Raw genomic sequence first — 25,195 nt, 5'->3', positions numbered from 1 at the left:
ATGCGGCCATGACATCTGATCTGATCCTGCAACGGATGATGACGCTGCACCCCAAGGTGATCGACCTGACGCTGGATCGCGTCTGGCGGCTGCTGGCGGCGCTGGACAATCCGCAGGACAGGTTGCCCCCCGTGGTCCACATCGCAGGCACCAATGGCAAAGGCAGCACGCAGGCCATGATGCGGGCTGGTCTGGAACGCGATGGCGCTGCGGTCCACGCATATACCTCGCCGCATCTGGCTCGGTTTCATGAACGCATCCGGCTAGCGGGCGATCTGATTTCCGAAGACGCGCTGACCCGCGTGCTGGACCGCGCCTATACGGCCAACGGCCCCGCACCGATCACCTATTTCGAGATCACGACCGTTGCAGCACTGCTGGCCTTTGCCGAAACACATGCCGACTGGACCTTGCTGGAGGTCGGATTGGGCGGACGGCTGGACGCGACCAATGTGATGACACCGCGTCTATGCGTCATCACGCCGGTCGATCTGGACCACCAATCGTTTCTTGGCGACACCATCACGCAGATCGCGGGCGAAAAGGCAGGTATCCTGAAACGCGGCATCCCTTGCGTTGTCGGCCCGCAACATCCTCAGGCGCTGGAGGTGATCGAGGACCGCGCCGCCCGGCTGGGCGCGCCGCTGCTGGCCTACGGCCAACACTGGCATGTCGGCGTGGAACGCGACCGGCTGATCTATCAGGATGAAACCGGACTGCTGGACCTGCCGCTGCCGAATCTGCCCGGACCGCATCAGATCACCAATGCCGGGGCCGCGATTGCGGGGCTGCGTCATCTGGGGGCGACCGATGCCGCCTGCGAGGCCGCTGTCACCCGCGCCTATTGGCCTGCACGGATGGAACGCCTGACCACCGGCGCGCTTGTCGATTTGGCCGCCCCCGCAGAGCTGTGGCTGGACGGAGGCCATAACCCCGCCGCGGGCCGGATGATCGCCCAGACGCTCGCCGCCTTGCCCCGCAAACCCACGCATCTGGTCTGCGGCATGCTGAACACCAAGGACATCGCAGGCTATCTGTCCCCGCTGGCCGCTGTCGCGGACAGCCTGACAGCCGTCTCCATTCCCGACGAGGCGAATACGATCCCCGCCGATGAAACGGCCCGCATCGCAGCATCAGTCGGGATGACGGCACGCAGCGCCGACAGCGTGCAGGATGCCTTGTCGGGTTTTGCAGGTGGTGATCCGGTGCGCGTTCTGATCTGCGGGTCGCTTTACCTTGCCGGGCATGTGATGCGTCTGAACGATGCGGGTTAGTCTGTTTGCCCTTGCGCTGCTGGCAGGCCCGGCCACCGCCGAGACCCTGAATTTCTGCTGGACCGGTGCGAACGGCTATACGATGACCGGACGCATGACGATTGCGGAAACCGCGATGGCCCGCACCATCGTCACGGAACGCGATGTGACAGGGTTCAAGATTGCGGGCTATCACCGCGGCCAGCTGCTGGGCACATGGGACATGGCAACGCGCGCGCCCACTGCCACCTGGCACCTGCGGTTTGATCCATTGTCGCTGACATTTCTGACGGGCGGCAGTTTTTCGGGGACAAATTCGCAAGGCTGGAATGCCGACGGCAACGTCGAAAACTGCGGAAATCCAGGATTTGGTTTCAATTCAGGCAATTACGCACAGGATATCTGCCTGAACGGGGTCTATGTCGCGGACAGCTCGATCGACCCCACAACGCCACTGCGGGCCACCCGCGCGGCTGTATCACCCCGTTGCCAGGCCGCCATGTCACTGAGCAAGACACGTGACACTGAAAAATAGATTGACTGCGAATCACTCATGATTCACAAAAGTGTCAACGGGACAGAATGGCAGTGAATGTCACGCAGGTCCGGCGATCTTGGCAGGGCGAGGGGCAGGCTTTTGGCCTGCTTTTTCGTCTCAGGCCGCTGGGTTTTCGCCCCATCCATCGCTTTGCATTTCGCGCAACCGACTGGCGGTGCGTTCGAATTCAAAACTGCCCTCGCCTTCGCGATACAGAAATTCCGGCGCGGCGGCGGCAGAACAGATCAAACGCACGCGCCCCTCGTAGAGGGCGTCGATCAGGGTCACGAAACGTTTGGCCTCGTTGAAGTTGTCCCGCCCCAACGACGGAATGTCCTCGAGGATCAGCACCCGCACGGCATCTGCCAGCGCAAGGTAATCCGCAGCGCCCAACGGCCGCCCACACAAATCAAAGAATGACGCGCGCGCGACACCGTTGTGATACCCCGGCAAGACAACCTCGCGCCCCTTGACGTGCAGGGTCAGCGGGTTGTCCGCACCTTGGGTCAGATCCTGCCAGACCTTGGCGATGGCGCTGCGCGCCGCCGCATCAACCGGCGTGAAATAGGTTGGCGTGCCCGCCAGCCGACCCTGTCGATAATCCGTTTCGGCGGCCAGTTCGTGAACCACCAGCCGCGTCTTGAGCAGGTCGATGAACGGCACGAACAACTGACGGTTCAAACCGTCCTTGTACAGGTCGTCAGGCGGCCTGTTCGATGTGGTGATGATTGTCACGCCAGCGGCGAACAACCCCTCGAACAGCCGGCCCACGATCATCGCATCTGTAATGTCCGTAATCTGCATTTCGTCAAAACACAGCAGCCGCGTCTGATCGGCCAGCGTGGCCACCACGGGTTTGATCGCGTCATCGACCCCCTGCCTGCGAGCCTGCGCGATTTCACCGTGCACCCACTGCATGAAAGCATGAAAATGGCGGCGCAACTTTGGCGCATCAATCTGCGCATAGGCCAAGTCCATCAACATGGATTTGCCGCGCCCGACACCACCCCACATGTACAGCCCCGGAACAGGGTCCGGCGCCCGGCGGAACAAGCCACGCTTGACCGGCAGGGCAAGTGCCGTGGCAATACGATCCAGTTCGGGCAAGACCGCACGCTGGGCCGGATCATCATTCAGCGTGCCGTCCCGGACCGCTGCATCATAGGCATCTGAAACACTCATGCCGCATGAAATACGCCGCGACCGATGAATTGACAAACAGGTGTTATAGCCCGTTGGAACCGGTCTGGTTCGATTAAATATTTCTACAGTTTTCGCAGCGATTGTCCGCTCAGGCTCACGAGGGGACCCATGACCGAACTTGTCCGGATTTTCATGACGCTGTTTCAGCCGGTCGGGATCGCGCTCTCTATGGCCTATGTTTATGGCCTGATCGCCCGCCACAAACTGGACGGTGTCGCTGTCCGCCCGATCATGGGGTTGGTGCTGGGGCTCGCGGCGGTCGCATCAATGTCGTCTCCGGTCGAAATTTCGGATGGTTTCCTCATTGATTCCAGGCTCGTGTTCGTTGCGCTGGCCTTTGCCTATTTCGATGTGCAGGGTGGCATCATCGCGCTTGTCATTGCGGGTGTGACCCGTTTCGCGATTGGCGGGGACGGCATGACTGTCGGCTTGACCGCGATGTGTTCGGTCGCGGCATGCGGCCTGGCGTGGTCGAAATTCATCCGATCCAGGGGCGTCCCGAACGTCGCTGCGACCCTCTTGCTGGCAACCGTGGTCGCAATGCACGCGCTGATTGGTCTGCTGCTGCCACAGGCGGCGCGACAAATCTACATGGCCAATATCGCGCCATTTTCCTTTGTGGTTCAGTTTGTCGGGACACTGGCCCTGGGCCTGTTGCTGACCCGTGAACGGCTACAGATCATCCGGGTGCAAACCCTGCAAACGGCCTCTCAGACGGACGGGCTGACAGGTGTTCTGAACCGTGCCGCCATTCGGGAGTTCGTCGACGGCCTGAACAGCCGGCCACAGGCCCCCCGCGGGCGTGCCTTGTTGCTGATGGATATCGACCGGTTCAAAATCATCAACGACACCTATGGCCATCCGGCGGGCGATGCCGTCCTGGTTCAATTTGTTCAAAGGATCCGTGATTGCCTGCGCGAGGGGGATCTGTTCAGCCGCCTTGGGGGTGACGAATTTTCAGTCCTACTGCCGGATACGGCCGCAGGCACAGCGGAAATCATTGCCAACAGATGCAGAAAGGCCGTCAGCGACACGGCCTTTGAGATTGACGATCAGATCCTCGATCTGACCGTGTCGATCGGTGTCTCATGGACTCCGCTTCAGGCGAGTTTCGACCATCATAGTGCCAGCGCGGATCACGCGCTTTATCACGCGAAACGCAATGGACGGAACTATACCTGTGTCGGATCACCGCTTTTGGTGCCAGCAGCCGTTTCATTGGACGCAACGGCCTGACCGTCCATCCAGTCCCGCATCAGATCCGCAACGACGTCGGCGTGTTGCCACGGCAGCGCGTGGGTAGCGTCGGGCACGACCTCGTGGACGACCTTGCGGTTCCACTGTGCCAATTTTCCCATCGCGACGGCCGGGATCGTCGCATCCATGCCGCCCCAGATGGCGAGGACAGGGATTTCGGCAACGGCGACGGCGCGATGGGCATCCTGCATCTGCGCTGACAACGCGCCCCGTAGGCTGGACAGAACAGCGCGCAGATACCCCCTGCGCATCAGTTGATCGTGTTGCACCCGACCGATCGCCGTGCCCGTCGCTGCGACCTGACGCAGATTACCCGCACCGAACCCGCGCGCCAGCCAGTCCCCGACCACAGGCGTATCACGCGCAAACCGCCAGAATGGCGTCAGGTTCAGCCCCATGCCCGCCGAAGCAAGCAGGACGATCCTCTCGACACGCGCCGAATCCCTTGCCGCAAAGAGCGTCGCGATCGTGCCGCCCATGGAATAGCCAACCAGCGTCATGGGGCCTGTCACATCCTGATCGCGCAACAGATCATCCAGCTGTTTGAGAAAAAACGCACCATCTTGCGGTCCCGCAACACCGTCAGACAGCCCCCGACCATACAGATCATAGCAAAGCACGCGATAACCTGACTGCGCCAGATGCCCCGCCAGATCATCGAACACGGGGCTGGGTGTGGTCAGGCCATGGATTGCCACCACCACTGGGCCACGCGATGGCCCGGTCCAGCGATACCACGTGCGCCCCTGTGACAACGCAGCCCATGTGCCGTTCCCGCGAATATCCGCTGTCAAAGGCGGCTTGCGCGCCTCGCTGAGGAATGGCCAGCACGCCAGCATCAGCAGAACCACAAGGACGGTCAGCCAGATCATGCCGCGCCGACCTGACCCAGAATGTAATGCGCCGTCATCAGATCAAGATGCGCGCCGCCGCCGTTCTTGAACAAGGTGATGTCCCCCGGTTCGCGGTCAAACCGGTCAAGGTCGTAAAAATCCGCCAGAACATCATCCGGCCCGATCACACCGCGCGACAGCGGGTCGCGCAACTCGCCGATGTGGTCCATCGTCGTGCTGCGATTGTCGACAAAAATCCGCGCACGTTTCAGGGCCAAGTCATCGGCCTCGCGCATGTCGGGGCGATAGGCCCCGATCAGATCGACATGCTGGCCGGGCTGCAACCATGCGCCGCGCAAAACCGGTTCGGTCGTCATCGTGGCACAGCAGATGATATCGGCGGCCCGCACGGCGGTTTCCAGATCATCGGCCACCCGCGCCCCATGATCGCGGGCAAACCGCGCGGCCCCGTCGGAGGACCGGTTCCAGATCGTGAACGACGCATGCGCGAACACGGCACCATAGGCCTGCACCAGCGACGCCCCCACGGTTCCCGCGCCGATGATCAGGATATTGCGGCTGTCCGGGCGCGCCAGTCGTCGCGCGGCCAGCAGGCTGTCCCCGGCTGTTTTCCATTTCGTGACCAGCCCGAAATCCAGAACGGCCGATAGACTGCCATCCGCGTCCGACATCAGATTCACGGCACCGCCGACCATCGGCCGCCCCTGCGCGGGGTTGTCCGGAAACACCGTTGCCGCCTTGACCAGCACGCCCAACCCCGCGATCCAGGCGGACCGGTTCAGCAGCGTCCGGTTCCCCTGATAAAGGAACACATCCTTGATCTCTGCCGGCGGCAGGTCGTGACCTGCGGCCAGCGCATCCGTCAGCCCCACCCAGTCAAGCCTTGCCTCGGCTTCTGGTCCGATCATCAGGGTCATTGTGCCTGCTCTGCCGTCAGCAATCCTTCGGACACCAGACGATCTGCAAAGGCCTGCGGCCCGTCGAACAGATGCGTCTGCCATCCGCGTTCGGTCGCGGCAGCGATATTGTCGGCGCGGTCATCGGTGAACAACAGGACAGCCGGATCGACGCCGCAATCCACCTCGACCCGGCGGTAGATCTCGGCGTCCGGTTTGATGACGCCCATGTGGCCGGAAATATAGCGACGGTCGAAATCGTTCAGAAAAGGATACACCTTTTCGGCAATCGCAAAGGTCTGAATGCCGAAATTCGACAGGGCGAACACCGGAACACCTGCCGCGCGCAGGGCATGCAGCAACCGGATCGAATGAGGGATTTCGGGGCTCGCCATCTGCGCCCAGTTATCGTGCCACATCATGATTTCGGCATGCCAGGCGGGATTGGCCGCGGCAAAGGCCGTGACGGCCTCCAGAAAGTTGTCGCCACGGTCCACACCGTCATTCATGCCGTGCAGGTCGAGGGCGGCGAACATCGCGCGGCGACGTTCCTCTCCGATCTGCGCGTCATAGAACCGTTCCGGCTGCCATTCGATCAGCACGTTTCCGATGTCAAAGATGACGGCCTCTACAGGCATGGGGGTGTCCTTTCAGGATTGGGCAGCCTTGCGCAGGCTGCGTTCAAGCGCGTCCAGAAAACGGGACCGGTCGGCCTTGGAAAACGCGCGACCACCGCCCTGACGAAACGGATCGGCGGCACGCATGTCAGCCATCAGATCGCGCGTCGCCAGCACATTGCCGATATTGGCCTGCGTCAGCGGCTCGCCATTGTGTTTGAGGACCTGCGCACCGTTTTCCACGCAGCGGGCCGCCAGCGGAATGTCACCCGTAATGACGACATCGCCCGGCCCTGCCCTGTCCGCGATCCACATGTCAGCCACGTCCGGCCCGTCCGGCACCACGATGGTCTGCACCAGCGGGTTTTGCGACGGGCGGATACCGCCGTTGCTGACCACGAACATCTGCACCTTGTGCCGCGTGCCGACGCGTTCGACCTCTGCCTTGACCGGGCAGGCATCGGCGTCGACGTAAATGCTCATGCGTAGAGGGCCCGCGCGTGAAAATCGACGTGGTCCGCGATAAACGACGCGATAAAGAAATAACTGTGGTCATACCCGCTTTGCAGGCGGATTTGCGCGTCTGCACGGGCGTCGGCACAGGCCGCCGCGAAATCGCCGGTGTTCAGCTTGTCATAGAACTGATCCGCGGTGCCCTGATCGACCAGCACCGGCTTGTCGTAGCCCTTGGACCTCATCAGCAGCGTTGCATCGTGACCTGCCCAAGCGTTCTTGTCGGACCCCAGATAGCCCTCGAACTGACGCTGGCCCCAGTCTGACGCCGTAGGATGGCAGATCGGTGAAAAGGCAGACACGCTGCGGAACATGTCGGGGTGTTTCAGTGCCAGCGTCAGGGCACCGTGCCCCCCCATCGAATGACCCGTGATCGACACGCGGTCCATATCCAGCGGGAAATCAGCAAGCGCCTGCATCAGGTCGCGCGTGATGTAGGTTTCCATCTGGTAATGCGGTTTCCAAGGGTCCTGCGTCGCATCGACGTAGAAACTGGCGGCCAGCCCCATATCGAACCCTTCGGTATCGGCCACCCCGTCTCCGCGCGGCGAGGTATCGGGAAAAACCAGCGCAATGCCCTGTTCGGCAGCATAGGCCTGCGCGCCGGATTTGGTCATCGCGTTTTCATGGGTGCAGGTCAGACCCGACAGATAGATCAGGACAGGCACAGGGCCGTTCGCGGCCTCTTCCGGCAGGAACAGGCCGAATGTCATGGTGCCACCCGTAGCCGCTGACGCATGGGAATAGACGCCCTGCGTCCCGCCGAAACACTTGTTTTCCGAAATGGTATCCATCGTCGTCTCCTTGGTTTGCACCAGTGCTAACGCGCCCCCGGCCCGGTGTCACGTCACCAGCGCGATGACCACGGACACGGTGATGATCGACAGCGTCGTCGATACCAGGATTGCCGCTGACACGCGCTGGGGTGCGACCCGGTAATGCTGCGCCAGCATATAGACGTTGCCGGCCACAGGCAGGGCTGCCAGCGCGATCATCACACTGGCCTCGTAGGCATCCACGGTAAAGATCAGCAGCGCAAACACCGCCACCGCAGCCGGATGCAGCACCAGTTTGCAAAACGTCAGCCATGACGCGACCGACAGTTTTTCCGCCGATTTGCCAGCGAGCGATGCACCGATGGCAAAGAGCGCGCCGGGCGTTGCGGCCCCCCCCAGCAGCGTCACGAATTCATTGACCGGCTTTGGCAGGTCCCACGCCAGTGCGGATACCGTGAGGCCCAGCGCAATCGACACGATCATCGGGTTGGCCAGCAATCCCAGCGCCACGGTTTTCAACACACCCAGCTGGATGCGCCCGTCACGGCTGCCGGTGATCAGAATGACAATCAGGCTGCCGAACACGATCAGATCGACCGCCAGCACCATCATGTTCGGGCCAATCGCGGCGGGTCCCAGCAGCAAGGTCAGCATCGGGATCCCCAGAAAACCCACGTTGCCGATCACGGCGACCTGCGCCTCGACCGCCGCCTCGGCCACCGGCAATCGGCGGACCATCGCGACAATGGTGGCCAGCACGTAGATCAACATCGTGCCGCACAGATAGGCCCCGACGAACGACCAGTCCCAAACCTCTGCCAGCGACAGGTTCGCGGAAAACCGGAACAGCATCGCCGACAGCGCAAAATAGAATACGAATTTCGTCAGATAGGCCGTCGCCTCGGCGCTGAAAAATCCTGACCGCCCCGAGGCATAGCCCAAGCCGATGATGGCAAAGAATGGCAGTGTCTGGATGAAAATCGCGATCATCAGTCGAACACGCCGCTGACACGCGCCACGATCATGAACGCCCGCGCCGACCGCGTATCGGCCAGCGCGATCATCTCGGCATCACTGGCATCCGGTTCGACCTGCGCCAGCATACGGTCGAACAGCCGCAGAAAATGATGTGCGGCGTCGCGGAAAATCACGTCCTCGCGCATCCGTCCTGCCGTCAGCGCAAGGCTGGACCGGTCCCGGATGCCACCAAGCGCCGCGACCGCCCGACCCCGTTCACCCTGCGCGAACCTGCGCCACAGATCGGGTTTTGCGCGGTCCGGTTTCAGGTCATCCATATAGATGCCGTCCTGGCTGAGCAGCGTCAGCACGTCCTGGCTGGCCTTGATGAGCTTGCCCGCCGACCGATCCTTGAGCGCGCGGCGCAGCGCGCCGAAACCGGCGGTGTCGCGCTCGTCCTCGGGGAAATTGAGCGCGCGGATCAGCTCGGCCGTTTCCAGGGGAACGGCCATGTCCTCGGCCGAGGTGCCCAGCGCCAGCGTTGGCTGGTCGTCCGGCACCGTCTTGATCGAGGTGATCGCCAGCTTGGACCGTGCCATGTCCCGTGAACTGGTAAACGTTGCGACCGTCGCTTCGGTCTTGCGCGCTGTCTGGGCGATTTCCTCCAGCCGTGCCTCGACCGTCTTGGGGGACATGGCCGACGATTGCGGCGTGACGCGCAGTGCCGCCAATGCATCATCCAGACGGTTGATGCGCCGTTTGGTTTCGCGCTGCGCGTCCATGATCAGATGACACACCGCCAGCAGCGCGGGCGGCAGGACCAGCGCCAGCAAATAGAACAGCGTGACGGCCCCGCTGAACCCCTCGGGTGCGGCTGGCTGCAAGACCCAGATTACCAGAACAAGGACGACCCAGACAACGCCCAGCCCCGCCAAGAGAGGCCCGGCGACACCGGATTCCTCTGGCTCTGGACGAAATTGCGGCATGTGTTTGCTACTTGTATTCGATTTTCAGGATTTCATAGGACCGTTCGCCACCCGGCGTGCGGACCTCGACGCTGTCGCCCTCGTCCTTGCCGATCAGGGCGCGGGCCAGTGGCGATTTCATGTTCAGCAGACCTTTTTCGATATCGGCCTCGTATTCGCCGACGATCTGATAGGTCTTTTCCTCGTCCGTGTCCTCGTCCACCAGATGCACGGTCGCGCCAAATTTGACGTTGCCTGACATCTTGGCCGGATTGATCACGTCCGCCAGCGACAGCACGCCCTCGATCTCCTTGACGCGGCCTTCGATGAACGACTGTTTTTCCTTGGCGGAATGGTATTCGGCGTTTTCAGACAGGTCACCGTGTTCGCGCGCCTCCGAAATGGCGCGAATGATGGCCGGGCGTTCAACCGACTTCAGGTGCTTGAGCTCATTGTCCAGTTTTTTGAAACCGGCAGCGGTCAGCGGAATCTTGTCCATGTTGGCACCCTCTTGGCCTGTGCGAATTCATCGCACGTTCATAGCGTATTCGCGCGTGGTAAAGTCAAGCGCCCGCCAAAACGCCGCGGCGGAACCGCGCCTTTGACGCATCGTTGTGATTGCGACGCCCCGGCGCGTCCTGTAACCCTTCGCGCAACTTTATTGCTGCACATGCAAAAGGATGGATCATGGCTGAACGCGAATCAATGGAATATGATGTTGTCATCGTCGGCGCCGGCCCTGCCGGGCTGTCGGCGGCCATTCGCCTGAAACAGATGGACCCCGATTGCAATGTCGTCGTTCTGGAAAAAGGGTCCGAGGTCGGCGCGCATATTCTGTCTGGTGCCGTTCTGGACCCATCGGGCCTGGATCGCCTGATCCCCGACTGGAAGGACCGCGGCGCGCCGCTGAATGTCCCCGTCACCGACGATCATTTCTACATGCTGGGCGAGGCCGGAAAAATCCGCGTGCCCAATATGCTGATGCCACCGCTGATGAACAACCACGGCAACTACATCGTCAGCATGGCAAACGTCTGCCGCTGGATGGCAGAACAGGCCGAGGAACTGGGCGTCGAGATATTCCCGGGCATGGCCTGTTCCGAACTGGTCTGGGGCGACGATGGCCGTGTGGCGGGCGTTGTGGCCGGTGAATTCGGGCGCAACCCCGATGGAACCGAGGGTCCGGGCTACGAGCCGGGGATGGAACTGCTGGGCAAGTACGTGTTCCTGTCCGAAGGCGTGCGCGGATCGTTGTCCAAGCAGGTGATCGATAAATTCGACCTCGACGCCAAGAGCGATGTGCAGAAATACGGTCTCGGCATGAAGGAAATCTGGGAAATCGACCCGGAAAAACACAAGCCCGGCACGGTCGTGCACACGATGGGCTGGCCGCTGAACGAATCCGGTGCCGGTGGCGGATCGTTCATCTACCACCTCGACAACAATCAGGTGTATGTCGGTTTCGTCGTGCATCTGGGCTACAAGAACCCGCACACATTCCCCTACATGGAATTTCAGCGGTTCAAGCATCACCCGATGGTCAAGGACCTGCTGGAAGGCGGCAAGCGTGTCGCCTATGGCGCGCGCGCGATCTCAGAAGGCGGGTTCCAGTCCATCCCGCAGACGGCGTTTCCCGGCGGCTGCCTGCTGGGCTGTTCCGCAGGGCTGGTGAACGTCCCCCGCATCAAGGGTAACCACAACGCCATGCTGTCGGGCATCCACGCAGCCGAGGCCGCGATCGAGGCGATGCAGGCCGGACGCAGCGGCGACACGCTGACCGACTACGACAAGGTGCTGAAAACAGGCCCCGTCGGCATCGACCTGAAAAAGGTGCGCAACGTCAAACCGCTTTGGTCGCGTTACGGGCTGACGACCTCGCTTGCGCTGGGTGGTTTTGACATGTGGACCAACACGCTGACCGGTATTTCGGTCATCGGCACGCTGTCGCACGGCAAATCCGACGCCGAGGCGACGGAACCCGCAGATCAGCACAAGGTCATCGACTACCCCAAGCCGGATGGCAAACTGTCGTTCGACCGACTGACGAACGTGGCCTTCAGCTTTACCAACCACGAAGAAAGCCAGCCCGCGCACCTAAAGCTCAAGGATCCGTCGATCCCTGTTGCGGTCAACCTGCCGAAGTATGCAGGCCCATCTGCACGATATTGCCCGGCCGGGGTGTACGAGTTTGTGGGCGAAGGAGCCGAGACCAAGTTCCAGATCAATTTCCAGAACTGCGTCCATTGCAAGACCTGCGATATCAAGGACCCCAGCCAGAACATCGTCTGGACCGTGCCGCAGGGTGGTGACGGTCCGAACTATCCCAACATGTGAGCGCGGCGGCGGTGACCCGCACGTTCAACCGCTCGTGACATGTGATTGATTGCACGCCATTGGACCTGCGCCTACGGTGCAGGTCCAAACGTTCTTGCAGGCGAGTGTCATGACGAAACGCATTTCCATCGCGGCCCTGATGGTGGGTCTCATGTCGTTCGGCCCGCCAGCGCAGGCACAGGTCGATCCGGGGGCTTATCTGGCCGCACGCAGCGCCGCCGGCGTGCGCGATTATGCGCCCGCTGCGGAATTCTACGAACAGGCCCTGGTCGAGGATCCCCAGAACGTCGCCCTGCTGGAAAGTGCTGCCGTGTCCTATGTCGCACTGGGCGATTTCGAACGCGCGGCCATTTTTGCAGACCGTCTGCGCGAGGCAGGCATCAGCTCCCAGGTCGGTGCTGCAATCACGGTCAGCGTCAATGCGGTCAATGAAAACTGGGATGCGATACTGGACGCGGACCCGCTGGGCGTCAGCCCGCTGTTCGACGCGCTTGCCCGGGCGTGGGCGCTGGTCGGCACGGGGCAGATGACGGACGCGCTGACCGCCTTTGACGCGGTGGCCGACACCGACGGCATGCGCAGCTATGGCCTGCTGCACAAGGCTTATGCACTGGCGACCGTCGGCGATTACGAAGGCGCGCTTGCCATTCTTGCGAACCCCGGTGACGGCACCAGCGCATTCAGCCCCCGGGCGGCCATCGCGCAGGCGCAGATCCTGTCCCAGCTGGACCGAAACGATGATGCCGCGGCCGCGCTGACTGACGTGTTCGGCGCGACGCTGGATCCGGGCATCGTGGACATGCAGGGCCGTTTGGCCGCTGGCGAAACACTGGCCTATGATGTCGTGACCAGCGCAACAGAGGGCCTGGCCGAAGTTGCGTACATGATCGGCAGCCTCCTCGCAGGTGAGGCGCGCGACGACTATATCCTGCAATACGCCCGGATGGCGCAGTTCATGGCCCCCGACAATGTCGATGCCGCCATGCTGACCGCAGCCCTCTTGCAGGAAATGCGTCGCTACGACCTGGCCGGAGAGGCCTTTGCAACCGTCCCCACCGACGATCCTGCCTATCCCTCTGCCGAATTGGGACGCATCGACAGTTTGCGGTTGTCCGACCGCAACGAGGCCGCGATCGAGGTCGCACAAGCCCTCGCGAGGGCACATCCCGATCTGCCATTTGTGCAATCCCGGCTGGGTGATGTCCTGCGGGACAATGATCAGCTGGATGCAGCCCATGACGCCTATTCCCGCGCCATCGACCTGTATCCGCAGGATGACCCCAATCTCTGGATCGTCTATTATTCGCGCGCCGTGGTGTCGTTCGACAGCGACAACTGGCCTGCCGCCGAGGCTGATTTCCGCGCGGCACTGGCACTGGAACCGAACCGCCCAGAGGTGCTGAACTACCTTGGCTACAGCCTTGTGGAACGCGGTGAAAAACTGGACGAGGCGCTCGACATGATCGAACGCGCCGTCGAGGGACGCCCCGACAGCGGGGCCATCATCGATTCACTCGGATGGGTCTATTTCACGCTTGGCCGCTACGAAGAGGCCGTCGCACCGCTGGAAACCGCCGCAGCGCTCGAGGCGACCGACCCGATCGTCAACGATCACCTGGGCGATGCCTATTGGGCAGTGGGTCGCAAACGCGAGGCACGGTTTCAGTGGCAACGCGCCCTGTCCTTTGATCCCGACGAGGCGCTTGCCGCGCGGATCAGGGCGAAACTGGCGGACGGCCTGGATGCCGTCCGCGCCGCCGAAGGCCAGCCCCCCATCACACTGGCCGACGATCCGACCCAATGATTCCGAATGCGGCGCTGGCCCCGGCCAAGATCAATCTGACCCTGCATGTGACAGGACGCCGCGATGACGGCTATCACCTGCTGGATTCGCTTGTCGTGTTCGTCGATCTGGGCGACCGCCTGCGGGTTGGCCCTGCACCGGACCTGCGCCTGTCCGTGACGGGACCGTTCAAACCCGGCGTGCCGACCGACGGACGCAACCTTGTGATGCGGGCGGCCCGTCTCTTGGCACAGGTGACGGGCACGACACGTGGCGCTGCACTGACCCTGGACAAGATCCTGCCGCACCCTGCCGGAATTGGCGGTGGATCGGCCGATGCCGCACTGGCGCTGCATTTGCTTGCGGATTTCTGGAAAGTCGATCTGGATCAGCTGACACGTGATGACGTCCTTGGCCTTGGGGCGGACGTGCCGGTCTGTCTGGCGGGGCCAGCCCCCATGCGGATGCGCGGGATCGGCGAAGATCTGTCCAGTGTGCCGCGCCTGCCGGATTGCGCGCTTGTGCTGGTCAAGCCTGATGTCGATGTGCCGACGCCCGCAATCTTTCGCGCGCTGGACCGGACGGACCTTGCGCCAATGGACGCGGTGCCACAGGGGTTGGATGTCGCAGGTTTCGCAGCCTGGCTGGAAACGCAGCGCAACGACCTTTTGCCACCGGCACAGGCGATGGCCCCCGAGATTGCGCAGGCGCTGACGGATTTGCGTGGCCTGCCACAGGTCAAGGCCGTGGGCATGTCCGGATCGGGTGCGACCTGCTGGGGCCTTGTCGCGCATACCGCGGATGCGAAACTGGCGGCGAAATCCATGCAGCTCCGCCATCCGCGCTGGTGGGTCGCACCGGGCGGGGTGTTTCAGACCAGCCGTTCCACCACGTAGTCGGCGAGATCGACCAGCATTCCCTTGATCTCGTGATCCGGAATCGGGTCCAGCGCCGATTTGGCACGCGCGGCCCATGCGATTGCCGTGTCTTTTGTGCTATCCAGCGTGCCATGCCGCGCCAGGATGTCCTGCGCCTGTGCCAGATCGCCGTCCTCTTGCACGCGTTTTTCCAGCGTGCGGGTCCAGAACACGCGCTCGTTCGTGTCACCTGCCGCAATGGCGCGGATGACCGGCATGGTCAGCTTGCCCTCGCGGAAATCATCGCCGACGTTTTTGCCGATGCCCGCCCCGCCCTGCCAGTCCAGCAGGTCGTCGACGATCTGGAACGCAATGCCCAGCGCGTCGCCATAGTCGAACAAGGCCCTGACCTGATCCGCGGGCGCATCCGCGATCACACCACCAACCTCGGTCGCGGCGGAAAACAGCGCTGCTGTCTTGCCGCGCACCACCTTGAGGTATGTGTCCTCGGTCGTGGCAATATTGCGGGCGGCGGTCAATTGCAGCACCTCGCCTTCGGCGATGGTCGCGGCGGCGTTGGACAGGATGCGCAGCACGTCCATGTTGCCGGTTTCCGTCATCAGCTGAAAACTGCGGGCGAACAGATAATCCCCAACCAGAACCGAGCTGGAATTGTCCCACAGCAGGTTGGCCGTCGGTTTGCCGCGGCGCTTGTCGCTTTCGTCCACGACGTCGTCGTGCAGCAGCGTGGCGGTATGGATGAATTCCACCGTTGTCGCCAGATGCACGTGATAGGGCCCCGCGTAGCCGCACAGGTTGGCCGCGGCCAGCGTCAGCATCGGGCGCAGACGTTTGCCACCGGCGCCGATCAGATGAGCGGTCACCTCGGGGATGCGGGGTGCGTTTTCCGACGCCATGCGCGCCGCGATCATGTCATTCACAGCGGACAGGTCCGCAGACAGGGCCTGCGCCAGTCGTTCGTGCGGCTTGGTGGCGGCGTGGTCGAGGCTCATGTCGTGTTCCCGTGTTGTGGGTGGCGCAGATGCGGCTATGGTGGCGTCATGAAGGAACTGCTGCGCACAAACGACCCCACGGTCATCGCCCTCGCCACGGCCCTGCTCAAGGCCGAGGAGATACCCTGTTTCACCTTCGACGTAAACATGAGCGTGCTTGACGGCAGCTTGGGCATCTTGCCACAGCGGGTCATGGTCGCCGACCGCGATCTGTTCATGGCACGCGCCGTCATGCGTGACGCAGAGATCCACACATCGCCATGACCGATGCCGACACGGGCGTGACCCACGATGCCTTTCTCGGGGGGCGTCTGACGCTGCGCCAGCCCCGGCAGGGATACCGTGCCGGGGTCGATCCTGTGCTGCTGGCAGCCAGTGTTCCGGCCGCACCGGGGCAACACATCCTGGATCTGGGATGCGGCGTGGGGACGGCGATGCTGTGCCTGCATGCGCGTGTGCCTGACCTGTCACTGACGGGGGTCGAGGTGCAGGCGGATTATGCAGCACTTGCGCGTCTGAATGCCGCTGACAGCGGCGCAGATGCCGTGGTGCATACGGCCGATCTGACAGACCTGCCGGATGCCGTGCGCCAGCAAACCTATGATCACGTGATCATGAACCCACCCTATTTTGACCGCGCTGCGGGCGCGGCCGCCGCAGATCCGGGGCGGGATCTGGGGCGCGGTGGCCCCGTCGGTCTGTCCGCCTGGCTGGACTGCGGCATCCGCAGGGTCAGGCCCAAGGGCATGTTGTCGGTGATCCATCCTGCCGGGCAGTTGGATCTGATCCTGTCAACACTGTTCGGACGGCTGGGGTCCATGCAGGTCAGGCCGCTGTCAGCACGGGCTGGTCGCGCCCCCAGTCTGGTCATCGTTCAGGCCCGTCACGGTGGTCGTGCGCCGCTTGCGCTTGCCGCACCTCTCGTCCTGCATGCCGGCGCGATACATAAGGATGATCGCCCGGATTACACCCCGCAGATCGCTGCAATGCTGCGGGATGGCATAAAATTGCCGATGCAGGATTAATAATTTGGCAAGAATTGCGCAGCAGGCTGGCTCTGCGCAACGCATCTCACGAAACAGATGACAAATCGATGACGCTGTGCTGAACTGACATTGTTCTAAATCAACCAAAGGAGCGGATCATGAGCCTCACTTCCCACATTGCAGAGTTGAAGAAGAAGCATCAAACCCTGTCGGACAGTGTCGAACAGTTGCAGCGCAGTGCCGGTTCGGATGACTTGGAAATCGCGCGCCTGAAAAAGGAAAAGTTGATGCTGAAAGAGGAAATTTCCCGTCTTTCGGCCTAACCTCGCGCGGCGCTGGCCCGTGCTGCCAGCGCCGCCCCGGCCATGATCAGGGCGGTCGCGCCCGCCAGTGTCCACGTCGCGGGCGACAGGCCCGCAACAACCAGTGCAACGGTCGACAACAGCGGTGCTGCATAGGACGCAGCACCCAAAACCTGAATGTCGCCGCGTTTCATCCCGACGTCCCAGACAAAAAACGCGATCCCGACAGGTCCCAGCCCCAGCCCCATGATCGCCAGCCAGCCGCTGGCCGTTGGTGTGACCCAGCTTTCCGTCAGCAGATGCACGCCACCCGACAACACCGCCGTCGCTGCGCAAAAGACGGTGACACTGACTGTCGGCACATCACCGAACCTGCGGGACAAAACCGAATAGCCAGACCAGAACAACGCGCAAAGCAGCGCCAGACCGTAACCGACAAAGGCCCCGCTACCCGGTGTGCCGCGCCCTGCCCCGATGATCAGCGCGGCCCCGGCGAACCCCAATATCGCCCCGACGATATGACCCCGACGCAGCACCTCGCCCGGCAGCAGACCAGACAACAGGACGATCAGCAGCGGCCAGAGGTAGGCGATCAGCCCCGCCTCGGCTGGTGGGGCCAGCCGCAGAGCCGAAAAATATAGCGCGTGATAACCGAACAACCCCACGGTGCCAAAGACATAGATGCGGGCAGGCACCCGGGACAACTGGCGCAGCGTGCCGCTGCCCCAGCCCCAGCCCCACATCAGTCCGACACCGGCCCCGATGGCAAACGTCAGCGCGGTCAGCTGGAACGGCGGGACCGGATCGGTCGCAACCGTGAACAGCGCCAAAAGTGCCCAGAGAAGGACGGCAACGAAACCGGTCAATGTGGCAGTGCGACGTGTCATGAAACCAAACGCAAAAGAGCCGGGGGTCAGTCCCCCGGCTCTCTTGGCATATGCGGTGCGCCTGCGAAAGCGTCAGGTCATGTATTGGCCGCCGTTGGCCGTAATCGTCGATCCGGTGATGAACCCCGCGTCATCAGAGGCCAGGAACACGACCGCGCGGGCGATCTCTTCGGCTTCGCCCAACCGACCCACGGGAATTGCACCAACGATGCTGTCCATGACCTTTTCGGGGATCGTGCTCATCATGTCGGTGTTGATGTAGCCCGGTGCAACGACGTTCACGGTGATGCCGGCGCGCGCGCCCTCTTGTGCCAGCGCCTTGGTGAAACCGATGTCACCGGCCTTGGCCGCGGCATAGTTTGCCTGCGCGAACTGGCCCTTTTGGCCATTGATCGACGAAATGGTGATGATACGACCGAACTTGCGTTCGCGCATGCCCGGCCAGACAGGGTGGGTCATGTTGAACACGCCGGTCAGGTTGGTGCCGATCACCTCATTCCACTGGTCTGGTGTCATCTTGTGAAATGGCGCGTCGCGGGTGATGCCGGCATTGTTGACCAAAACCTCGATGGGACCGACCTCTTCGGCGACCTTTTGCAGGCCGGCAGCGCAGGCATCATAGCTGCCTACGTCCCATTTATAGGTCTTGATTCCAGTTTCATCGGTAAAGGCCTTGGCCTTTTCGTCGTTGCCCGCATAGGTCGCGACGACCGTGTATCCCGCCGCCTTGAGGGCATGACTGATCGCGCCCCCAATGCCCCGCGTGCCACCCGTCACAAGTGCTACTCTCGCCATGTCTTTTCCTCCCTTGAGTCGATCTCCGCCCCTATCGTAGTGGATCAGCCCATCAGGTCTATCACCTTATGGGCAAGTCCATGGAAAAATTAGGTTTTTGCTGCACCTGCAAACGAAATCCGGCCGCCAGACAGCTGGCGACCGGATCATGTTCAGGCTGATGGGGACGGCGGGCGCGCCCCGACGTGTTGTCAGGGACGCTCTACACAGAGCGCGACACCCATGCCGCCGCCGATGCACAGCGTTGCAAGGCCCTTTTTGGCACCGCGACGCTGCATTTCGAACAGCAGGGTGTTCAGGATACGCGCGCCAGAGGCACCGATCGGGTGACCGATCGCGATGGCGCCACCATTGACGTTCACGATTTCGGGGTCCCACCCCATTTCCTTGTTGACCGCACAGGCCTGGGCGGCAAACGCCTCGTTCGCCTCGACGAGGTCGAGGTCCGACGCTTTCCACCCGGCCTTTTCCAGCGCCTTGCGGCTCGCATGGATGGGACCCACCCCCATGATCGTGGGGTCCAGCCCGGCAGTTGCATAGGATACGATCCGCGCAAGCGGCGTGATCCCACGTTTTTCCGCCTCGGCATCGGTCATCAGGATCACACCGGCTGCACCGTCGTTCAGACCTGACGCGTTGCCGGCCGTCACTGTCCCGTCCTTGGTAAACGCGGGGCGCAGTTTCTGCATCCCCTCGACCGACGCGCCGTGGCGGATGTATTCATCCTCTTCGACGACCGTGTCACCCTTGCGGGTCTTGACCGTAAAGGGGATGATTTCGTCCTTGAACTTGCCAGCCTTCTGCGCGGCCTCGGCCTTGTTCTGGGATGCCGCGGCAAAGGCGTCCTGGGCGTCGCGCGTGATCTCGAACTTTTCTGCGACGTTTTCAGCCGTCTGGCCCATGTGATAGTTGTTGAACGCGTCCCACAGACCGTCACGGATCATGGTGTCCACGAATTTCGCATCACCCATCTTGTAGCCGGCACGCAGATGGGCGGCATGGGGGGACAACGACATGTTTTCCTGACCACCCGCTGCCACGATATGCGCGTCACCCAACTGGATGTGCTGGGCACCCAACATCACGGCACGCAAACCGGACCCGCAGACCTGATTGATGCTCCACGCCGAGGATTCGATCGGCAGTCCAGCGTTGACATGGGCCTGACGGGCAGGGTTCTGACCCTGTGCCGCGGTCAACACCTGCCCCAGGATCGTCTCAGATACCTCCGATTTGTCGATACCGGCACGCGCGACGATCCCTTCAAGCATTGCCGTCCCCAGATCATGGGCGGGGACATTGGCAAATGCCCCGTTAAAGCTGCCGACGGCCGTCCGCCCTGCGGATGCGATCACAACATTGGTCATTTCATACCTCTTTCACTGGACTGCCCGCGCATCGCGCGCGCATTTCCACTGGACGGTATGGCGACAGCAAACCAGAGGCAAACCAAAAGCGGTCACACCAGACGGAAATTGGGCACGCCAGTATGATACCCCTGCAGGCAATCCACGCCGATTCGGGTCAGGATCTGCGCGTCGCGTTCCGATTCCACCCCCTCTGCCACGACAAACATCTCGAATTGGCGGGCGACGTTGGTCAGCGCCTCGACCAGAACCTGATTTTCGGGATGCTGCGCCAACTGCGCGGTAAATCCCTTATGCACCTTGGCCAGATCGAAATAAAAATCCCGCAGATGCAGAAATGACGTCAGCCCGCCGCCAAACCCATCCAGTGCAAAACATACGCCGCGCGGCTGCATTTCGATCATGAACCTGATCACCACCTCGTGCAGCAGCATCGCGGATTGTTCGCTGATTTCCAGTATCAGCCGGTCACCCAGATTGCCCCGCGCCGCCAGCGCATCGGCCATCGTGCTGCGCCAACGCCAATCTGCCAGCGACCGGGCCGAGACATTGATGGACAGACGCGCATGTGGGGTGTCTGCCAGCAATCGCAGCGACAGTTTCAGTGCCAGCGTGTCGATGCGCCGCCCGACGTCGGTATCGGCCACCTGCGGCATGAATTGTGCAGCTGGCAAGACGCGCCCACCGTCGTCCAGCAAACGGATAAGCCCCTCGTAGAAACAGACCCTGCGATCTGTCGTCGCCGAAACCACGGGCTGAAACGCCAGTCGCGCGCGCCCCGCATCCAGCGCCTCGGACACAAGGGTCTGGATGTCGGCATCACGACTGGCAAAAGCCGCCATCAGCGGGTCCGAAAATTCAGGTACGCCCCCGTCGGCGTCAATGATGGCAAGCATGGCTAAGTCGTCCGGTTTAGGTGATGTCATCCTGACGCACCACGGGCTAAGATGGCGTTAATGCGACACGAGGACTGCGAAATGACCCTACGACGCTGCGACTGGGCCGGGGATGACCCTGTTTATCAGGCCTACCATGACACCGAATGGGGGGTGCCGGACTACGACAGCCGCGCCTTGTTCGAAAAGCTGATCCTGGACGGGTTTCAGGCGGGGCTGTCTTGGATCACCATCCTGAAAAAGCGCGACAATTTTCGCGCTGCTTTTGCCGGGTTCGATCCTGACATCATCGCCCCCTGGGGCGATGCAGAGGTCGCGCGACTGCTTGCCGATCCCGGCATCGTGCGTCACCGCGGCAAGATCGAGGGGGCGATTAAGAACGCCCGCGCCTACCAGAAAATCGAGGCGGATCAGGGCTTCAGCACATTCCTTTGGTCCTATGTCGATGGCAAACCGCTACAAACCTATCGTGCAACCATGGCGGATGTGCCTGCGCAGACCGAGTTGTCGCAACAGATGTCAAAGGACCTCAAAAAGGCCGGCTTCACGTTCTGCGGTCCGACGATCGTCTATGCGTTCATGCAGGCCTGCGGCCTCGTGAACGATCATATCGTTGACTGCCATTGCCACGCGGGCCTCACCAACGATTAAGCGCCGCCTCGTCGGCATCCTTGGCAGCGACCCAATCCGCACCGTCGGCGGTCACTTCCTTTTTCCAAAAGGGCGCGCGGGATTTCAGATAGTCCATCAGAAAATCGGCTGCCGCAAAGGCATCAGCCCGGTGCGCCGAAGCGGTCGCGACCATCATGATCGGATCACCGGGGGCCAATTGCCCGAACCGGTGTATCACCAGCGCGTCGGTCAGGTTCCAGCGGGCCACGGCCTCGGACACCAATGCTGTGATCGCGCGTTCTGTCATGCCGGGATAGTGTTCGATCAACATGTGTCGCAGACCGCCGTCCACATCGCGCACCACGCCCGTGAAACTGACCACGGCACCGGCACCGGGCGCATCGGCCGTGAACCGGTCCAGTTCGGCACCGGCACCGAATGCCGCCTCTTGAATGCGGACCGCCATCAGCCGCCTGTCATCGGCGGAAAGAAAGCGACCTCGCGCACACCGGCCAGAGGCGCATCAAAATCGGTCAGCTCCTGATCCAGCGCCACCCGCAGCGCCGTGATATCGGCAAAGGCCACCGCATACCGGTCCTCGCGGGCGCAGAGTTCCGCCACCAGATCGGCCACGGTAGCGGCCTCGGTCTGGATCGTCTCGCGTGGCAGGCCGATGCGTTCGCGCACCCATGCAAAATACAAGATATCCATGTCAGCTGTCCTTGAGATGGGGCAATGCCTTGCGGAAGTAATCCCATCCCGTCAGCAATGTCAGCAGTGCCGCGATCCACAATCCCGTGATGCCCGCATACCATGACAGCATCATGCCCCAGTATTTCCAGACCAGGCCCAGCTCGTCCGGCAGATCACCCGTCAGCACCGCGTCACGGGTCTGGGCATCCATGCCAAAGGTCTGCATCCCGAGATAGTGCTCGAACGCGCCCGTTGCGAACAGCAGGGCAATCGCGATCATCTGCGCGGTGGTTTTCCATTTCGCCATCTGGGTCACCTTCAGCGTCCCGGCGGTATCCCCCAAAAATTCACGCAGCCCCGATACGAAAACCTCACGGAAAATGATCAGCGTGGCAGGCAACAGGATCCACGGATTCATACCTGAAAATCCGGTAATCACGACCAGGGCAATCACCACCATCGCCTTGTCCGCGATCGGATCCAGCATCGCACCCAGCTTGGTTTCCTGCCCCCAGGCCCGCGCCAGATAGCCGTCCAGAAAATCCGTCAATGCTGCGCTGCTGAACAACAACAGCGCGAACCAATCCGCCCAAGGCCGGTTGAAATACAAAAACATGATCGCCACGGCAGGTGCCGCGAGCAGACGCAAGATCGTCAGGATATTCGGCAGGTTCAAGGTCATGGCGTAGTCATAGCCGGACCTGCCCACTTACGCCAGATCACGCAGCGGGTCAGTTATCGCTGTTTTCGAAATATCCCGGGGGGCGGCCGCAGGCCGGGGGGCAGCGCCCCCTCACCCGTTTTCGTGAAAATAATCATAGATCGTCTGGGCGATATTCTGACTGATCCCGTCAACGGCCTGCAAATCAGAGACATTGGCGCGCGTCACCGCCTTGGCCGATCCGAAATGCGCCAGCAGCGAACGCTTGCGCCCGGCACCCACGCCCGGCACGTCGTCCAGCGGCGTGGCCCCGATCGCCTTGGACCGTTTCGCGCGGTGCGTGCCGATGGCAAAACGGTGCACCTCGTCCCGCATCCGCTGAATGAAATACAGCACCGGATCGTTGTGGCGCAGCGCCATGACAGGTTTGCCGGTGCGGTGGAATTCCTCCTTGCCGGCATCGCGGTCGATGCCCTTGGCCACGCCGACCATAGGCACATCGCCGACGCCCAGATCTTCCATGATCTCGCGCACGGCGCTGACTTGCCCTGCCCCGCCGTCGATCAGCAAAAGGTCGGGCCAGCTGCCTGCCTGCCGGTCGGGATCCTCTTTCAGCAGACGCTGGAACCGGCGGGTCAGCACCTCTTTCATCATGCCGAAGTCGTCACCGGGCGTCAGGGCATCGCCACGGATGTTGAACTTGCGGTACTGGTTTTTCTCGAACCCTTCTGGCCCCACGACAACCATCGCACCCACCGCATGCGCCCCCTGGATGTGAGAGTTGTCGTAAACCTCGACCCGCTGCGGCACCTTTGGCAGATCGAATGCGTCAGCCACGCCTTTCAACAGCCGGCCTTGCGTCGCTGTCTCGCTCATCTTGCGGGCCAGGCTTTCGCGGGCGTTGCGCAGCGCACCTTGCACAAGGTCGGCCTTTTCACCGCGCTGCGGCACGATGATCTCAACCTTGCGGCCCAGGCGGTCGGACAACGCCTGCACCATCAGATCGTCGTTATCCAGACCGTGGCTCAGTATCAGCGCGCGCGGCGGGTCACGGTCGGAATAGAATTGCCCGACAAAGGCCTCGATCACCTCTGACGGGTCCTCATCGCCGCTGATCCGGGGATAATAGTCGTGATTGCCCCAGTTCTGACCGGCGCGGATGAAAAACACCTGCACGCAGGCCTGCCCGCCATCGATGTGCAGGCCCATGACATCGGCTTCTTCGACATTCTTGGGGTTGATGCCCTGGGTCGATTGCACCTGCGTCAGCGCCTTGATCCGGTCGCGCATGGCCGCAGCGCGTTCGAATTCCATCGCCTCGGATGCGGCGTTCATGTCCGCGGCCAGTTTTTCCTGTATTCCCTTGGTCCGGCCTTGCAGAAATGCCTGCGCGTCCTTCACCGACCGTGCGTAGTCCTCAGGGCTGATATGCCCGACACAAGGACCGCTGCACCGTTTGATCTGGTATTGCAGGCAAGGTCGCGTGCGCGTCTCGAAATCCTGATCGGTGCAGTTGCGCAGCAAAAATACGCGCTGCAACTGGTTCAGCGTGCGGTTCACGGCACCAGCCCCCGCAAAGGGACCGTAGTAGTCGCCCTTTTCCTTTTTCGCCCCGCGATGTTTCTTGATCTGCGGATAGGGGTGGCCTGTCGTGACCAGAATGTTGGGAAAGGATTTGTCGTCACGCAACAGCACGTTGTAGCGCGGCTTGAGCTGCTTGATCAGGTTCTGCTCCAGCAGCAGCGCCTCGGTTTCCGTCTTGGTCGTCAGGAACATCATCGACGACGTTTCCTGGATCATCCGGGCGATCCGGCGTGAATGCTGCGGCGACGGTCGGGAATAATTGCTCACCCGCGCCTTGAGATTGCGCGCCTTGCCGACATACAGAACCCGGCTTTCGTCATCGAGCATGCGGTAAACGCCGGGCGAGGAATCCAGCGTCCGCAGATAGGATGCGATCAGATCATAGCCGGTCTTGGCGGGTTTGCTCTTGGCGTCGGTCATTCCGGGATCCGTCAGATGGTCTGCGATTCGAGGCCGCCATGTAACGATAACCGCGACATCGCAAGATGAAAGGCATCCACCGTTTCTGTGGATAACTCCGTGGGCAAAAGCCTGTGAGGTGGGAAAAAGTTAACGATTACGTCGACTTCAGCAACCTGCCTTATTTTGAGGCACAG

At 61.9% G+C, this 25,195-nt stretch carries 28 protein-coding genes; 10 read left to right on the top strand and 18 right to left on the bottom strand.

The window, feature by feature from the left end; all coding sequences use genetic code 11:
• The first annotated feature begins 8 nt into the window (after nucleotides 1-8).
• Complete coding sequence (locus AN189_RS12765; protein ID WP_056036485.1) at nucleotides 9-1,274, top strand: folylpolyglutamate synthase/dihydrofolate synthase family protein; 1,266 nt, start codon at nucleotides 9-11, stop codon at nucleotides 1,272-1,274.
• Nucleotides 1,264-1,788, top strand: coding sequence for a hypothetical protein (locus tag AN189_RS12760; protein WP_056036483.1), 525 nt, complete (start codon nucleotides 1,264-1,266; stop codon nucleotides 1,786-1,788). The genes AN189_RS12765 and AN189_RS12760 overlap by 11 nt, the downstream gene beginning before the upstream one ends.
• Before the next feature lie 120 nt (nucleotides 1,789-1,908).
• Here the strand turns inward: AN189_RS12760 and zapE are convergent, their stop codons facing one another.
• Nucleotides 1,909-2,973, bottom strand: a complete 1,065-nt coding sequence (gene zapE / locus AN189_RS12755) for a cell division protein ZapE (protein WP_056036481.1) — start codon at nucleotides 2,971-2,973, stop codon at nucleotides 1,909-1,911.
• Nucleotides 2,974-3,102: 129 nt separating this feature from the next.
• Between zapE and AN189_RS12750 the strand changes: the two genes are divergently transcribed.
• Nucleotides 3,103-4,230, top strand: coding sequence for a diguanylate cyclase (locus AN189_RS12750; RefSeq protein WP_056036478.1), 1,128 nt, complete (start codon nucleotides 3,103-3,105; stop codon nucleotides 4,228-4,230).
• Here AN189_RS12750 and AN189_RS12745 read toward each other — a convergent pair.
• The 8 genes from AN189_RS12745 to greA are packed head-to-tail and all read right to left on the bottom strand — an operon-like array spanning nucleotide 4,167 to nucleotide 10,328.
• Entirely contained in the window at nucleotides 4,167-5,123 is a 957-nt protein-coding gene (locus AN189_RS12745; RefSeq protein ID WP_056036476.1) for an alpha/beta fold hydrolase, read from the bottom strand. The genes AN189_RS12750 and AN189_RS12745 overlap by 64 nt on opposite strands.
• Nucleotides 5,120-6,022, bottom strand: coding sequence for an ornithine cyclodeaminase family protein (locus AN189_RS12740; protein WP_056036474.1), 903 nt, complete (start codon nucleotides 6,020-6,022; stop codon nucleotides 5,120-5,122). The genes AN189_RS12745 and AN189_RS12740 overlap by 4 nt, the downstream gene beginning before the upstream one ends.
• A complete protein-coding gene (locus tag AN189_RS12735) occupies nucleotides 6,019-6,639 on the bottom strand; it encodes an HAD family phosphatase (RefSeq protein ID WP_056036471.1) in 621 nt (206 codons plus the stop codon). Before AN189_RS12735 ends, AN189_RS12740 begins: the two co-directional genes overlap by 4 nt.
• A 12-nt stretch (nucleotides 6,640-6,651) precedes the next feature.
• The gene (locus AN189_RS12730) at nucleotides 6,652-7,101 is read right to left on the bottom strand and encodes a YaiI/YqxD family protein (protein ID WP_056036470.1); all 450 of its coding nucleotides are present in this window, start codon (nucleotides 7,099-7,101) and stop codon (nucleotides 6,652-6,654) included.
• Nucleotides 7,098-7,925 carry an S-formylglutathione hydrolase gene (fghA, locus tag AN189_RS12725; protein ID WP_056036467.1) on the bottom strand — a complete coding sequence of 276 codons (828 nt, stop codon included), beginning with the start codon at nucleotides 7,923-7,925 and terminating at the stop codon, nucleotides 7,098-7,100. The genes AN189_RS12730 and fghA overlap by 4 nt, the downstream gene beginning before the upstream one ends.
• 48 nt (nucleotides 7,926-7,973) lie before the next feature.
• Nucleotides 7,974-8,897, bottom strand: a complete 924-nt coding sequence (locus AN189_RS12720) for an AEC family transporter (protein WP_056036465.1) — start codon at nucleotides 8,895-8,897, stop codon at nucleotides 7,974-7,976.
• On the bottom strand, nucleotides 8,897-9,850 hold the full coding sequence (locus AN189_RS12715; protein ID WP_056036463.1) for a hypothetical protein: 954 nt from the start codon (nucleotides 9,848-9,850) through the stop codon (nucleotides 8,897-8,899). The genes AN189_RS12720 and AN189_RS12715 overlap by 1 nt, the downstream gene beginning before the upstream one ends.
• A 7-nt stretch (nucleotides 9,851-9,857) precedes the next feature.
• Nucleotides 9,858-10,328: a transcription elongation factor GreA gene (gene greA, locus AN189_RS12710; RefSeq protein ID WP_056036460.1), complete on the bottom strand. Its 471-nt coding sequence runs from the start codon at nucleotides 10,326-10,328 to the stop codon at nucleotides 9,858-9,860.
• A 188-nt stretch (nucleotides 10,329-10,516) separates the two neighbouring features.
• Between greA and AN189_RS12705 the strand changes: the two genes are divergently transcribed.
• The 3 genes from AN189_RS12705 to AN189_RS12695 all read left to right on the top strand — a co-directional run bounded on the left by AN189_RS12705 (nucleotide 10,517) and on the right by AN189_RS12695 (nucleotide 14,842).
• The gene (locus AN189_RS12705) at nucleotides 10,517-12,163 is read left to right on the top strand and encodes an electron transfer flavoprotein-ubiquinone oxidoreductase (RefSeq protein ID WP_056036458.1); all 1,647 of its coding nucleotides are present in this window, start codon (nucleotides 10,517-10,519) and stop codon (nucleotides 12,161-12,163) included.
• 109 nt (nucleotides 12,164-12,272) lie between these two features.
• The gene (locus AN189_RS12700) at nucleotides 12,273-13,967 is read left to right on the top strand and encodes a tetratricopeptide repeat protein (RefSeq protein ID WP_056036637.1); all 1,695 of its coding nucleotides are present in this window, start codon (nucleotides 12,273-12,275) and stop codon (nucleotides 13,965-13,967) included.
• A complete protein-coding gene (locus AN189_RS12695) occupies nucleotides 13,964-14,842 on the top strand; it encodes a 4-(cytidine 5'-diphospho)-2-C-methyl-D-erythritol kinase (RefSeq protein WP_056036456.1) in 879 nt (292 codons plus the stop codon). The genes AN189_RS12700 and AN189_RS12695 overlap by 4 nt, the downstream gene beginning before the upstream one ends.
• On the opposite strand, the gene AN189_RS12690 is transcribed toward AN189_RS12695, so the two are convergent.
• Nucleotides 14,818-15,816 carry a polyprenyl synthetase family protein gene (locus tag AN189_RS12690; protein ID WP_056036455.1) on the bottom strand — a complete coding sequence of 333 codons (999 nt, stop codon included), beginning with the start codon at nucleotides 15,814-15,816 and terminating at the stop codon, nucleotides 14,818-14,820. The genes AN189_RS12695 and AN189_RS12690 overlap by 25 nt on opposite strands.
• A 48-nt stretch (nucleotides 15,817-15,864) precedes the next feature.
• Here AN189_RS12690 and AN189_RS12685 point away from each other — a divergent pair, with 48 nt between their 5' ends.
• The 3 genes from AN189_RS12685 to AN189_RS18820 all read left to right on the top strand — a co-directional run bounded on the left by AN189_RS12685 (nucleotide 15,865) and on the right by AN189_RS18820 (nucleotide 17,125).
• Nucleotides 15,865-16,080, top strand: a complete 216-nt coding sequence (locus AN189_RS12685; protein ID WP_056036453.1) for a DUF2007 domain-containing protein — start codon at nucleotides 15,865-15,867, stop codon at nucleotides 16,078-16,080.
• Nucleotides 16,077-16,841 (top strand): tRNA1(Val) (adenine(37)-N6)-methyltransferase, encoded by a 765-nt coding sequence (locus AN189_RS12680; RefSeq protein WP_056036451.1) that lies wholly within the window; start codon nucleotides 16,077-16,079, stop codon nucleotides 16,839-16,841. The genes AN189_RS12685 and AN189_RS12680 overlap by 4 nt, the downstream gene beginning before the upstream one ends.
• Before the next feature lie 119 nt (nucleotides 16,842-16,960).
• A complete protein-coding gene (locus AN189_RS18820; protein WP_083484400.1) occupies nucleotides 16,961-17,125 on the top strand; it encodes a YdcH family protein in 165 nt (54 codons plus the stop codon).
• Here AN189_RS18820 and AN189_RS12675 read toward each other — a convergent pair.
• The 4 genes from AN189_RS12675 to AN189_RS12660 all read right to left on the bottom strand — a co-directional run bounded on the left by AN189_RS12675 (nucleotide 17,122) and on the right by AN189_RS12660 (nucleotide 21,049).
• Nucleotides 17,122-17,991: a DMT family transporter gene (locus tag AN189_RS12675; RefSeq protein WP_056036449.1), complete on the bottom strand. Its 870-nt coding sequence runs from the start codon at nucleotides 17,989-17,991 to the stop codon at nucleotides 17,122-17,124. The genes AN189_RS18820 and AN189_RS12675 overlap by 4 nt on opposite strands.
• Nucleotides 17,992-18,063: 72 nt before the next feature.
• Nucleotides 18,064-18,786, bottom strand: coding sequence for an acetoacetyl-CoA reductase (gene phbB, locus AN189_RS12670; protein WP_056036447.1), 723 nt, complete (start codon nucleotides 18,784-18,786; stop codon nucleotides 18,064-18,066).
• Nucleotides 18,787-18,977: 191 nt separating this feature from the next.
• Nucleotides 18,978-20,153, bottom strand: a complete 1,176-nt coding sequence (locus AN189_RS12665) for an acetyl-CoA C-acetyltransferase (RefSeq protein ID WP_056036445.1) — start codon at nucleotides 20,151-20,153, stop codon at nucleotides 18,978-18,980.
• 92 nt (nucleotides 20,154-20,245) lie between these two features.
• Nucleotides 20,246-21,049, bottom strand: a complete 804-nt coding sequence (locus tag AN189_RS12660; RefSeq protein WP_056036443.1) for an EAL domain-containing protein — start codon at nucleotides 21,047-21,049, stop codon at nucleotides 20,246-20,248.
• A gap of 81 nt (nucleotides 21,050-21,130) precedes the next feature.
• Between AN189_RS12660 and AN189_RS12655 the strand changes: the two genes are divergently transcribed.
• Nucleotides 21,131-21,700, top strand: a complete 570-nt coding sequence (locus tag AN189_RS12655; protein ID WP_056036636.1) for a DNA-3-methyladenine glycosylase I — start codon at nucleotides 21,131-21,133, stop codon at nucleotides 21,698-21,700.
• On the opposite strand, the gene AN189_RS12650 is transcribed toward AN189_RS12655, so the two are convergent.
• The 4 genes from AN189_RS12650 to uvrC form a co-directional block, all read right to left on the bottom strand.
• Nucleotides 21,687-22,127, bottom strand: a complete 441-nt coding sequence (locus tag AN189_RS12650) for a molybdenum cofactor biosynthesis protein MoaE (protein ID WP_056036438.1) — start codon at nucleotides 22,125-22,127, stop codon at nucleotides 21,687-21,689. The two genes, AN189_RS12655 and AN189_RS12650, sit on opposite strands and share 14 nt — an antisense overlap.
• Nucleotides 22,127-22,372, bottom strand: coding sequence for a molybdopterin converting factor subunit 1 (gene moaD, locus AN189_RS12645; RefSeq protein WP_056036436.1), 246 nt, complete (start codon nucleotides 22,370-22,372; stop codon nucleotides 22,127-22,129). Before moaD ends, AN189_RS12650 begins: the two co-directional genes overlap by 1 nt.
• Nucleotide 22,373: 1 nt before the next feature.
• The gene (pgsA, locus tag AN189_RS12640; protein WP_056036434.1) at nucleotides 22,374-23,036 is read right to left on the bottom strand and encodes a CDP-diacylglycerol--glycerol-3-phosphate 3-phosphatidyltransferase; all 663 of its coding nucleotides are present in this window, start codon (nucleotides 23,034-23,036) and stop codon (nucleotides 22,374-22,376) included.
• Between the two features lie 111 nt (nucleotides 23,037-23,147).
• Nucleotides 23,148-25,019, bottom strand: coding sequence for an excinuclease ABC subunit UvrC (gene uvrC, locus AN189_RS12635; protein ID WP_056036432.1), 1,872 nt, complete (start codon nucleotides 25,017-25,019; stop codon nucleotides 23,148-23,150).
• Nucleotides 25,020-25,195: the final 176 nt, after the last annotated feature.

It is taken from the genome of Loktanella sp. 3ANDIMAR09 (assembly GCF_001420005.1).
In the GTDB taxonomy this organism is placed as follows: Bacteria; Pseudomonadota; Alphaproteobacteria; order Rhodobacterales; family Rhodobacteraceae; genus Loktanella.
The sequence above is the reverse complement of the archived record's forward strand: the minus strand, read 5'-3'. Positions and strand labels throughout refer to the sequence as shown.